The 13,125-nt window shown below is 55.0% G+C and carries 4 protein-coding genes; all 4 read left to right on the top strand.

Going from position 1 to position 13,125, the window contains the following annotated elements:
• A complete protein-coding gene (locus tag DTA24_RS17885) occupies positions 1-711 on the top strand; it encodes a C40 family peptidase (RefSeq protein WP_065519967.1) in 711 nt (236 codons plus the stop codon).
• A 41-nt stretch (positions 712-752) separates the two neighbouring features.
• Positions 753-1,166, top strand: coding sequence for a hypothetical protein (locus DTA24_RS17880; protein WP_123836989.1), 414 nt, complete (start codon positions 753-755; stop codon positions 1,164-1,166).
• 51 nt (positions 1,167-1,217) lie between these two features.
• Complete coding sequence (locus tag DTA24_RS17875) at positions 1,218-1,808, top strand: tail assembly protein (RefSeq protein ID WP_065519970.1); 591 nt, start codon at positions 1,218-1,220, stop codon at positions 1,806-1,808.
• Between the two features lie 62 nt (positions 1,809-1,870).
• Positions 1,871-13,087 (top strand): DUF1983 domain-containing protein, encoded by an 11,217-nt coding sequence (locus DTA24_RS17870; protein ID WP_123836988.1) that lies wholly within the window; start codon positions 1,871-1,873, stop codon positions 13,085-13,087.
• Positions 13,088-13,125 lie beyond the last annotated feature (38 nt).

The raw sequence follows: 13,125 nt of genomic DNA, 5'->3' as shown, positions 1-13,125 counted from the left end.
ATGCGTCAGAAAACGATTAAGGCCATCCAGGAACATGCGGCCGCAGAATATCCGCGCGAGGCCTGCGGCCTCGTCGCCCAGAGGGGCCGAGCGGAGCGTTATTTCCCCTGCCGGAACCTGGCCACAGAGTCGAAAGATAATTTTGTGCTGGCGCCGGAGGATTATGCGGAGGTTGAGGAATGGGGAACGATCACCGGTATTGTTCACAGCCATCCTGATGCCACCACCCAGCCGAGCGAACTGGATAAAGCGCAATGCGACGCGACCCTTCTCCCCTGGCATATTATCAGCTGGCCAGAAGGCGATCTCCGTACCATCCACCCGCGTGGTGAGTTGCCGCTCCTCGAGCGACCATTCGTGCTGGGCCACTACGATTGCTGGGGCCTGGTGATGAGCTATTTTCGGCAAACCCACGGCATCGAGCTGCACGATTACCGCGTCGATTATCCGTGGTGGGAAAAGGAGTATCCGGACAATTTTTATCAGGACTGCTGGTATGAATGCGGGTTCCGTGAGTTTGATGGTCCACCGCAACCGGGTGATATGGTGATCATGCAGGTGCAGGCGGATAAGTGGAACCACGCCGGGATTCTGCTGGAAGGGAACCTGCTGCTGCATCACCTGTATGGCCATCTCAGCAAGCGCGTGCCGTATGGTGGGTACTGGTTAGACCGAACGATGAAAATCGTTCGATACCATTCTCTGTGTTAATCTTTTGTGGCATTTGAATTAAAAACAAAAGGGACAAAGAGATGAAAAAAATTGCACTAGCTTTAGTGATTGTGGGAATTAATGGGTGTGCGACTAAACCAGTAACAAATGAACAGGCACAAAATATACCCGCCAAGCAAATATTAGACTCATCGTTTTTTTCTAAAAAAGAAGGTACGGGCGAAGTTATTATAAAGCGGGACTCTGGTGTTATGGGAAGCGCTTGTATGACGCGAGTATATCTTGATGGAAAAGAGATAGCTGATTTAGATACTGCCCAAAAAGCTGTGATTTATCCAAAAGTAGGGAATCATATATTTAGCGCATGGCCAAAAGGAATGTGTGGTGGTGGCATGAGTGAGCAATCAGGGACAGTGATTGATGGAAAAACATTAATGTACCGAATTGGTTATGGCACCAATGGGGATTTTGGAATATACCCCACAGCTTTTTAACTTATCTTTATGAGAAGAACCGCCATCAGGCGGTTTTTTTTGGAGAAAGAAATGCAAGAAGTTATGACGCGTATTGAATTAAGTGGAATGCTCGGTAAAAAGTTTGGGAAAACTCATCATCGTCTTATTTCGTGCATCCATGAAGCAGGCATAGCGTTGGCGAAAACGATACCAGGCTTCGAAAAATTCATGATTACCAGCAAAGAGCGTGGACTAACCTATGCGGTATTTAAGGATGAAAAAAATATAGGTCTAGATGACTTAGGATTCCCCATAACCGGGGAAGTAATTCGCATTGTTCCTGTAGTCATTGGTAGCAAAAAAGCCGGTTTTCTTCAGACTATTTTGGGTGCGGTCATCGTTGCGGTTGGAGCTATAGCCACTTTCGGATTCGGCCAGGCGTGGGGCGTAAACGTAATGATGGGAGGCGGCGCCATGATGCTCGGCGGCGTCGTTCAAATGCTTTCTCCACAGCCAGCAGGCCTGGCACGAAAAGAATCCGCTGACAATAAAGCGTCCTACGCCTTTGGGGGCGTGACGAATACTGCCTCTCAGGGATACCCGGTCCCTTTGCTTTATGGCAAACGCCGAATTGGCGGCGCCATTATATCTGCCGGTATTTACGTAGAAGACCAGCAATAAGTTTTATTCAGTAAACCATCCAATTCAGGCCACCTTGCGGTGGCTTTTTTTATGGGCGTAATATGGCAAATAACATAATTAAAGGGCGCAAGGGTGGCGGCTCAAAGCAGCGTACACCGACGGAACAGCCGGATGATTTACAGTCCGTTGCGAAAGCCAAAATTCTGCTCGCATTAGGTGAGGGTGAATTTGCAGGTGGTTTAACCGGTAAAGATATTTATCTTGATGGCACCCCGCTTGAAAATGCTGATGGTTCGCAAAACTTCAGTGGCGTGTCCTGGGAATTTCGACCCGGCACGCAGGCTCAGACTTATATTCAGGGTATTCCCGGCACTGAAAATGAAATCAGTGTGGGAACGGAAGTTTCCAGCAAGACAGCCTGGACCCATACCTTTACTAATACCCAGCTTTCTGCCGTTCGTGTCCGCCTGAAATGGCCGTCCCTGATGAAACAGGAAGATGACGGCGACGTGGTGGGCAATACCGTCAAGTATGCGATTGACCTGCAGACCGACGGTGGCGCCTGGCAGACGGTGCTGGAAACCGCTGTCACGGGTAAAACCACCTCCGGTTATGAGCGGAGCCATCGTATTGATCTGCCCCATGCCGGCAGTACCTGGACGCTACGCCTGCGTAAAATCTCTCCGGATGCAAACAGTGTCAAAGTTGGCGACGTGATGACGCTGCAGAGCTATACCGAAGTGATTGACGCGAAGCTGCGTTATCCCAACACCGCGCTGCTTTATATCGAGTTCGACTCCAGCCAGTTTAATGGCTCCATTCCGCAAATTTCCTGTGAGCCGCGTGGGCGCGTGATTCGTGTGCCGGATAACTACAATCCGGAAACCCGCGAATATACCGGCGTCTGGACCGGCGGGTTTAAATGGGCCTGGACGGATAACCCGGCCTGGATCTATTACGACATTGTTATAGCTGACCGTTTTGGTCTCGGTAATCGTCTGAGCAGCGCCAATATTTCGAAATGGACGCTGTACCAGATTGCACAGTACTGCGATCAGCTGGTTCCTGACGGGCGCGGTGGTGACGGCATGGAGCCGCGCTATACCTGTAACGTCTATGTCCAGGAACGCAACGATGCTTACACCGTGCTGCGAGACTTTGCCGCCATTTTCCGGGGCATGACCTGCTGGAACGGTGAGCAGATTGTTGTGCAGGCTGATATGCCGCGTGATGTCGATTTTACCTATACGCGCGCCAATATTGTCGGCAAACCCCGTTATTCGAGCAGCAGCAGCCAGGTTCGGTACACCAACGCCCTGGTCTCCTGGTCTGATCCGGATAATGCTTATGCTGATGCAATGGAGCCGGCGTTTATCCCGGAACTGGTTTCCCGCTACAGTTTTAACCAGCTCGAACTGACCGCGATTGGCTGTACGCGGCAGAGCGAAGCCCACCGTAAGGGGCTGTGGGGCATACTGACCAACAACAAAGACCGGGTCGTTGAGGTTGATGTGGGGCTGGACGGTCGCATTCCTCAACCCGGTTATATCATTGCCCTGGCGGATGAATTGCTGGCCGGACGGGTCAACGGCGGGCGAATCAGCGCGGTGAATGGCCGGGTGATTACGCTGGATCGTGATGTGGATGCCAAACCTGGCGACCGACTCCAGCTAAACCTGCCATCCGGTATCTCACAGAGCCGGACCATTCAGGCTGTTAACGGACGTCGGCAGATTACGGTCACAACGGCGTACAGTGAGACGCCAGAACGGGAATGCGTCTGGGCCGTTGAATCCGATGACCTCTTCCTGCAGCAGTACCGGGTTACAGGGGTAAAGGAGAACAGCGATGCCACCCTCACGATCACCGGCGTGGCACATGACCCGGATAAATTCGCCCGCATCGATACCGGCGCTATTATCGACCAGCGCCCGGTTAGCGTATTGCCGGCGGGCAACCAGTCCCCTCCTGACGATATTGTCATCACATCCCGCTCGGTCGTGAATCAGGGGATCAGCGTCGAAACGATGCAGGTTGACTGGTCAGCGGTCAGCGGCGCTATTGCCTACGAGGCACAGTGGCGCCGTAACGACGGGAACTGGATCAATGTGCCGCGCAGCTCGACCACCTCGTTTGAGGTCAGCGGCATTTATGCCGGTCGTTATCTGGTTCGTGTCCGCGCGATCAATGCGGCGGAGATTTCGAGCGGGTGGGCGCATTCCGAAGAGAAAACCCTGACCGGCAAGGTTGGCGAGCCGCTGGCACCGCTGGCGCTGGCAACCCGTTCGCTGGTTCATGGGGTCCAGGTTAGCTGGGAATTCCCGACCGGCTCGGAGGATACGCTGCGCACCGAACTGCAGTACAGCAAAAATCAGGACGGCAGTGCGCCGATGCTGTTATCAGACGTGGCCTATCCGGGGAAAAGCTATCAGCAGATGGGCCTCAGTATGGGCGCAGAATTCTGGTATCGGGCGCGCCTTGTGGATCGTCTGGGCAATGAAAGCCCGTGGACCGGCTGGGTCCAGGGGATGGCCAGCGATAACTTTGATGACTACTACGAAAACCTGACCGACGCGATCAAGGATACGGCTGCCTGGGAGGAAACGCAGCGCACCATTAGCGAAACGCAGGAAGGTATCCGCAATACGCAGCAGGAACTGGAGCAGACCGCTGAAGAGCTGCGTCAGGAAGCCGCAGATCAGGCGAAGCAAGTCAGCCAGGATATTGATGCATCGGCGAAAAGCATCACTGCTGATGTTGACGGGAAGATCTCCGCCGTGAATAAAACCATCACGGATGAGCTTACCTCGGTAAATGAGTCTCTCGATTCTGGTCTGGCTCAGGCAAACAAGGGGATTCAGGAGGCAAAATCCGCCGTCGCTGATGCGAATCAGCAGATAGCAATTTTGAGCAAGTCGCTGGCCGACGGCGATGCCGCATTGAATGCGCAGATTAAAACTGCCGAGAATGGCCTGAAGCAGTCGTTGTCTCAGGTCAACACCACGTTAACCAATGCGGTTAAGCAGGAAACTGCGGATCGTATCGCAGATGTTAACGCGAAGGCGGCACAGGCTGCTGATGAACTGCTGGCGGCAACGCAGGGGATTGAGGCGAGTATCGAGAGCCTGACTCAGGTAATGAAGAGTGCCGATGAAAATCTGGCGCGGGAAATGTCCAGCCTCGCTGCCGGCGCTAATATCCAGTTCGATTCGCAGGTTATCTGGCATTTCAACAATCAGACGACCGAGGGCTGGACCGGAAGCGCCGGCGTACCGGGAGTGTCCCAGGATGGCTGGTTACGCCCTGCTGACAGCGCCACCGATCCGTACATTACCTCTCCTGGCGGTTTGGCTGTCGATGGTGCGGCGTACCGCTTCATCATGCTGCGCTTTCGTAAAACCGGCAAACCAGTCTGGGCGGGTGAGATCCGTTGGGTGTCTGCCGGCGAAAACTTCAATAACACGAAGCGATACATTGTTGCTGAGCCAGAATATGACGATGGGGTGGCAACCCTGACGGTGCGTGATATTCCTTGGACAGGGAACATTGATCGTATTCGTCTGGACCTGACGAACCAGCAGGATGCCAGCAACTTTATCGAATTCGACTGGATCGCCGTTGGCCGGCCAGCACCCGGCGCCAGTACGGCGGCTCTGCAGGATGTGCGCAGTACGCTGAGTAACGCGCTGACCGCCGAAGCGCAGGCACGCAGCACGCTGGCGGCGCAGATGCGTGGCTCCTATGAGGGCAGCGATCTGGAGAAAGTCACCTCCGGGCTGCTGTACCAGGAAAAAACGGCGCGCGTTACCGCCATCTCAGCGGAAGTTAAGGCCAGAGAGTCCCTGCAGACGCAGTTTAACGACAACAAAGCTGCTGTTTCTGGTGAACTGAGTTCTCTGACGACAGAGCAGAGTGCGCAGGCGAGTCGTATCGGAGGCCTGGAAACCAGCCTCGGGAAAAAAGCCGATGCGACCGCGCTGACGTCCCTGACGCAGAAAGTTGAGCAACAGGGTGCCACGCTGACATCGCAGGGAGCCGCGTTAACATCACTCACTAACCGGGTGGGCCAGACGGAAACGGGCCTGGCTGGTACGAATGAGGCGTTGAGCGGGCTGGAGTCTACTGTTACCCAGCAGGGCGACAGGATAACCAGCCAGGGTCAGTCCATCACGAAACTGACGAGCGATTTGGGCACGACAAATGCCGCGCTGGCGAAGAAAGCGGAGGCGAGTGCGGTCACCGCGTTAACACAGCAGGTAGAGCAAAACGGCCAGGATATTCGCAGCAATACTGACAGCATCACCAGTCTGTCGAATCAGCTGGTCAATGGCCAGCCGAATAGCTGGTCCCGTCGGATCTATCCTGTGCAGCTGGCTAACGCCGGGACAGTCCCGTCATTCAGCGATATTCGCGCCGTGGCGCCCGTGGTCGTGGATGAGGCGGCCGACGCGGCCAAACTGGACTTTACGTCCTCCGGTAGCTATCTGATCGCGCTGTATTCCTGCCAGGTAAAAGTGGCCGCCGATACCACCATCACAATGGCGCCCGGTAACAGGATTTTTGATGATACCGGTGCTGTATTTGTAAATGGCGTTCAGGTTGCCTGGGGAAACGCCAGCTGGACTACCGTCAGTTTTGAACTGAAAGCCGGCTGGAACACCGTTGAGTTTCTGGTGAATCAGTGGACCGGCCAGGCGTATATCAACCTGGGCCTGAAGCTATCAGACAAGGTTGCTGAGATGTACTCCGGTCTCGGTGTTTCCGCGCTGGCAAACGCAGCCGGCGTACTCAGCTCGAATGTCAGCCAGATTGGCAACGATGTAGTCAGCAATTCGCAGAGCATCACCCAGCTCCGGAATGCGCTGACGCAGACAGACGCGAACGTGGCCAGCAAAGCGGATCAGACGGCGATGAACTCGCTAACCGGACGAGTGGAGAAGACGGAATCCGGGTTGACGGCTGCTAACGCCAACATTACCTCGCTGAAATCCGCTGTACGGGCCGGAAACGCATCAGGCGGGGATTTAATTCCCAACCCGACATTTGACCCAACTTACGACCAGATGGGGTTCAGTGTGGTATCCACGACGGCTGAGGATGTTCCGTCGGGATGCCCGTATGGTTATGCGGCCAGAATTGCCAGCCGGGATCACCATCCTAACTTTGCCGCGTTCCCGGCCACGCTTAACGATGTGATTGAGATCAGCGCACTGGTTGCCTGCGGCGCCGGCAGCGCGAATTTTAATCTGTATGTTGGTACCGCCGTTCGGCCAGATACGAGCACCGGTGCGCCACTCATGGCGGGTGGCGGAAAATCCCCCTCCGCGACCTGGCAGAGAACCACCTGGCGCTTCAAGGTCACGCAGGCGATGGTGGACAGGGGTTATATCCGCCCGTTCCTGCAGATCTCGCAGAACAGCCCGTATGGCACCGTATGGTTCGTTACGGACTGGCATATGCGAAATGTGACAGCGGCGCAAAAGGTTCAGGATACTGCGGACGCCACGGCGGCGGCGGTTGACTCCCTGACCACCACCGTGACTCAACAGGGTAATCTGCTGACCTCGACCGGCAACCGGACAACCCAGCTGGAAAACGGGCTGGCAACCACCAATGCCGCAGTGGCCAAAAAGGCTGATGCGACAGCGGTGCAGGATTTGACCAATACCGTCAAACAGCTGGGCAATGACCTGACGGCTGCGAACAGCGCCATCACGAAGCTGACCGGAAATCTGGCGAATACCGATAAAGCGCTGGCGCAGAAAGCCGATGCGACTGCGCTGGCCACGCTCGACACGAAAGTGACGCAGCAGGGCAAAACGCTGGAGAGCCAGAGCAATTCGCTGACGAACCTGTCGAACAGCCTCTCGCAGGTCGCGGCAGATATCGATGCCAGCGGGCAGATACCGGGTAACCTAGTCGTGAATCCCTCGTTTGAACGCGGGCTGGATGGTTATACCGGGCGGTCAACCGCGACCAGTGTGGTGGAGGTTTCCGCTCCTCACAGCGGGACGCGGGCGCTGAAGGTTGATCCGGGAAGCGTGTCTCCGGGGCAATACATCCCGTTTGTTCAGGGGCGAACCTATGAAATCGGGGTGTGGGTCAAGGAACCCGGAGCGACGACGGATAATGGCGCGGGGAACAACAAGCTGCGGATCGGTAACTCTGCCGGCCAGCCGGTTTTTGAGCGTCCATATAACAGCGGTACGGTGGGGACAAACTGGAGCCTGATTTCCGGTCGCTGGAAAGCGACGGAGACAGCCAGCCTGCCGGTGACGATGAGCAACTATCTGATTAGCGGAAGCCGCTACTTCGATGATTTTTACGTCACTGACGTTACCGACCGGGTGGACATCGATGCCACCGCCGGCGCCGTTACCGGACTGACGAACCGGGTCAGTACAGCGGAAGGGCATATCACCTCGCAAAGCCAGCAGCTGACGAACCTGCAGAACAGCCTGAACACGACAAATGCCGCGCTGGCGAAGAAAGCGGAGGCGAGCGCGGTCACCGCGTTAACACAGCAGGTAGAGCAAAACGGCCAGGATATTCGAAGCAATACTGACAGCATCACCAGTCTGTCGAATCAGCTGGTCAATGGCCAGCCGAATAGCTGGTCCCGTCGGATCTATCCTGTGCAGCTGGCTAACTCCGGGACAGTCCCGTCATTCAGCGATATTCGCGCCGTGGCGCCCGTGGTCGTGGATGAGGTGGCCGACGCGGCCAAACTGGACTTTACGTCCTCCGGTAGCTATCTGATCGCGCTGTATTCCTGCCAGGTAAAAGTGGCCGCCGATACCACCATCACAATGGCGCCCGGTAACAGGATTTTTGATGATACCGGTGCTGTATTTGTAAATGGCGTTCAGGTTGCCTGGGGAAACGCCAGCTGGACTACCGTCAGTTTTGAACTGAAAGCCGGCTGGAACACCGTTGAGTTTCTGGTGAATCAGTGGACCGGCCAGGCGTATATCAACCTGGGCCTGAAGCTATCAGACAAGGTTGCTGAGATGTACTCCGGTCTCGGTGTTTCCGCGCTGGCAAACGCAGCCGGCGTACTCAGCTCGAATGTAAGCCAGATTGGCAACGATGTGGTCAGCAATTCGCAGAGCATCACCCAGCTCCGGAATGCGCTGACGCAGACAGACGCGAATGTGGCCAGCAAAGCGGATCAGACGGCGATGAACTCGCTAACCGGACGAGTGGAGAAGACGGAGTCCGGTCTGACGGCGGCGAACAGCAACATTACGTCGCTCAGCAGCTCTCTGAGCCAGCAATCCAAACGCGGCGCTAATCTGCTTCCTGATGGCACTTTTGAAAGCTACGCGGTTGGCCACAATCTGGCGAATAACCGTGCCATCGTGACCACTGACGACTCGCATGGCGGCAATAAATGCATTCGTGTGACGCGTCCGAATGACTACAATGCCAATGCAACTGACAACACTGATACCCACATTTTCAGCGGATTCCAGGTTCGCGATAACGCAGTCTTCTATATTGAATGCTGGGTTAAGCTGGATGCCAAGAGTACCGCTATGGCCGAGAACGTGCAGATTTCCGTCGGCTTATCGCTCCAGTATCAGGACAACTCCTGGCAGTGGCCGGCAGTTACCAAAGCGGCAAAGGATCTCTCTTCAACTCAATGGACGAAGGTTTCTGGTTACCTGAAATCAACGAAGAGCGGTATTAAGCAGGCAATGGTCAGGATTTCTATTCCTAACGTTAGCAGCGTTAAGGCGGGTAACTCATTCCTCATTGATGACCTGGTCATTACCGAAGTGACTGATGCCTACAATGCGCAAAGTACAGCAGATGCTAACGCTAATGCGATTTCGACACTGAACTCGACCGTATCCCAACAGGGCGACCAGATCACCAGTCAGGGTAACAGCATCACTAAACTGACAAATGACCTGGCGACGACTAATAACAACGTCAGCAATAAAGCAGACGCTAATGCTCTGACGGCACTGACCAACCGTGTTACCCAGACCGAAAAAGACATTAACTCAACGAGTTCGTCTGTCACGAATCTGAACAACAAGGTTGATTCTATTTCTGTCGGTGGAACAAACCTGATCAAGAACTCCGGCGATATGACCGGCTGGTCGAACGTTACCAGCGAGACGTATCGTGGTAACGCGGTAATTGGTGCAACGGTAAAAGCTGGCTCCGGTTACAAGGATCTGCGGGAAATCACGCTTGAGTCGCCTGTCGATGCAGGTGAGTACGTTTACAGCTTCTATGCGAAAGGTGGTGTTGCCGGCCAGACGATGACGGCGTTCTTCTACAATCCGAACACCACAACGTCTATCGAGACCAGCCAGGGTGCGAAAGGTAATAACACCGATGGCCGTGCGTACTTCACGCTGACCACTTCATGGGTTCGCTATTGGGTTAAGTGGAAACAGACACCTACCACGGGTACCAAGCGCCTGATTCTGTGCCGTATCGAGAGTAATACCTCCAAAGACCAGACGGTGTACATCAACAGTCCGAAGTTTGAGGTAGGTAACGTTGTTTCCGACTGGAACGACTCTCCGGCTGATAGCGCCAGCGCGTCGGCAGTGGACTTGTTGACAACGACAGTGAATCAGCAGGGCACTTCCATAAGCTCTATCGGTAATCGCACCACATCGCTGGAAAACGGGCTGTCGACAGCTCAGAACAACATTGCCAGGAAGGCTGATGCTTCTGCATTGCAGGATCTTCGGAACACGGTGACATCTCAGGGGGGCGATTTAACTGCGGCGAACAGTAGCATTACCAGCCTGCAGGCCTCGATGAACCGTCGCACTGTGTTTACTGTCACTGCACGGGGAAATGGCAACAGCGTAACTCCTGGGGTTTTTGATGAAAGCGGCAAAAACCTGTTTACCCCTGGTCGCAGCTGGGCACTGGTCACTTTTGCAAAACACAGCGACGGATCAACGGTGATTGCGACATCCAAAACATACGATGTCTTTGGCAGCGCGAATAATGGTGCCACGATGTCGGCTGATATCGAGGCGTTGGCCAGTGGCACTTACGTTTGCGTCCTGACATTCGATGAGCCATCTGGCAACCGAGGTAAGATATTGTCTGCTCTGGAATCTCTTGGGGGTACATCCGAAGTCGTCAACTCCCTGCCGTATCGTGGTGCCTATATTCTCCTTGGCCGCAAAGGCATGAGGTCGGGCGATGGTCTGGAACTGCGTGCGCCAACCGGTGGTGACGCCACCGCTCACATTTCGACCTCAGTCGAATTTGTGAACGGGATAATGATGGGGCTGGGTGCAGCCGGCGGTGTGATGATGAAGGCTGATGCGAACGCGTCGGCAATTACCACGCTCCAGAACACAGTGAAGACCCAGGGGGGTAATATTGACTCCCTGAGTTCCTCGATAACGGCGCTGGAGAACAGCCTCAGGTCGACAAACGATACGGTGAGTAAAAAGGCTGACACGACTGCAGTGAGTTCACTGACTGGTCGCGTAAGCCAGGTGGAAAACACTATCACCAGCCAGTCGCAGAGTATCACGTCGCTGACCAGCAGCATCAATACCATCAGTACTCAGGGAGCTAATCCGTGGGTTGACGGTACGTTCGAAAGCTACGGAGATGGTCATGTGCTGGGCGGGGGCGGCACCGCCGTTGTGGTGGCGTCTCAGAAATTCACCGGCAATAAGAGCCTGCAGGTGAGTCGAGGAGCGAACAACAACGGCAACAGCGATAAACAGCTTGGGAGCTGGCAGTCAGTCCGTGAGGATGCGAAGTTCCGGTTTGAGTTCTGGGCTATGATGCCGGCGGATCAGGCGCCATCCTCCGGGTGGACAACGCTGGTCGGCATTAACTCACTGAATGCTGCCGGTCAAAACTCCTGGCAGTCGGCGGTCACTGTCAGCGAAGCCGCTCTTGGTGCGCGTGATAAGTGGGTGAAATTTACGGGTATTGCCAGTAACAACGGTGGGGGGAGAACACGCGCAGTGGTCTGGATCTCTACCCGTGGCGCCTCCGGCAGCGGCACCCCCGGTTATTCGCTGTATATCGACGATCTGGTTATCACGGATGTTACCGATGCGAAAGCTGCACAGGATGCCTCTGACGCGACGGCGAGTGCCGTGAGCGGTCTGACGGCCCGCGTAACGGATGCCGAAGGGAAAATCACCGCCCAGGCGCAGCAGCAGACGGCACTGGCCACGAAAGTGGATAATGCCAACTCCCGCGTCGATAACATGGCGAAGACGCTAAGCGACAGCCAGAGCACACAGGCCAGCCTGAATACCTCGCTTCAGTCGCAGATTGACGCGCAGGCGGCCGCCAACATCAAAAACCAGACGACGCTGGACAACACGATTAAATCGGTGGCCAGTATCACCAGTACCCAGCAGACGCATGCAACGGCACTGGAGGCGCTGGCAACGCAGCAGACGACCCTGACATCCAGTGTCGGGGATCTCAGCGCTTCCGTTCAGAACACCGCCAAAACTGTGGCGGATGTGAATGGTACGGTGAGTTCGCTGTGGTCTATGAAGGTTGAGACGGTTAACGGAAAGAATGTTGGCGCGGGGATTACGCTGGGCAGCAATGGTGAAACGAGCGATATGATCCTTTATGCCGACCGGTTCTCGTTGTTCAATCGTAATAATGCGACGGCTGTTCCGGTGATGGTTGCCGAAGGCAATGAGCTGTATATCGATACGGCACGTATCAAAAACAGTTCCCTGACCTCTGCCAAAATCGCGGACGGTTCCATTACGAACGCGAAGATCGGTAACGAGATTCGCTCGAATAACTTTGTTGATGGCTCGCAAGGCTGGCGTATCGCCAAGGATGGCTCTTCGCAGTTCAATAACGTGATCGTCCGTGGCAGGGTTGAAGCGAATAGCGGCGTGTTCCGTGGCACTGTCCAGGCGGATTCGTTCATTGGTGACATTGCGGTGGCCAAAAGTTACGACAGCCTGACTTTCCGCCGCAACCAGACGGTACAGCGGAACGGTGCGTATCAGAACAGGGGGTATAGCATGACAGTGGTTCTGGCCTGCACCCTGGTGTGCCAGACATATGGGACGGGCAGTGGCCTGGGGTATACCTCTGATATTACGTTCAACATTGGTGGGCAGGAGGTAACCCGCCGTATCTTCGTCGATGCCGGTAATATCACAGGCGGCACCACGGCCTTTGAATTGCGGTTTGCCGCGCGCCTGGATGCTGACTACAACAATGTCGGCTTCTTTATCAGAGCGTCAGGTCGTACTGCCGCGATTGATTACACCTGCACAGTCGAGAACATCACTGCAACCGCATTTCGGACGGACAGCAGTTCATTTAGCTAACAGAGGCCCCGTAAGGGGCCTTTTCTTTTTCCAGGGAA

The sequence above is a fragment of the Klebsiella sp. P1CD1 genome (genome assembly GCF_003790505.1).
GTDB classification, from domain to species: Bacteria; Pseudomonadota; Gammaproteobacteria; order Enterobacterales; family Enterobacteriaceae; genus Klebsiella; species Klebsiella variicola.
Note: the sequence above shows the minus strand (reverse complement) of the source record. Positions and strands in the feature narration are given on the sequence as shown.

Coding starts and splice junctions, on each gene's coding strand:
- DTA24_RS17875 (WP_065519970.1), top strand. CDS start 1,218: ATGCAAGAAGTTATGACGCGTATTGAATTAAGTGGAATGCTCGGTAAA.
- DTA24_RS17885 (WP_065519967.1), top strand. CDS start 1: ATGCGTCAGAAAACGATTAAGGCCATCCAGGAACATGCGGCCGCAGAA.
- DTA24_RS17870 (WP_123836988.1), top strand. CDS start 1,871: ATGGCAAATAACATAATTAAAGGGCGCAAGGGTGGCGGCTCAAAGCAG.
- DTA24_RS17880 (WP_123836989.1), top strand. CDS start 753: ATGAAAAAAATTGCACTAGCTTTAGTGATTGTGGGAATTAATGGGTGT.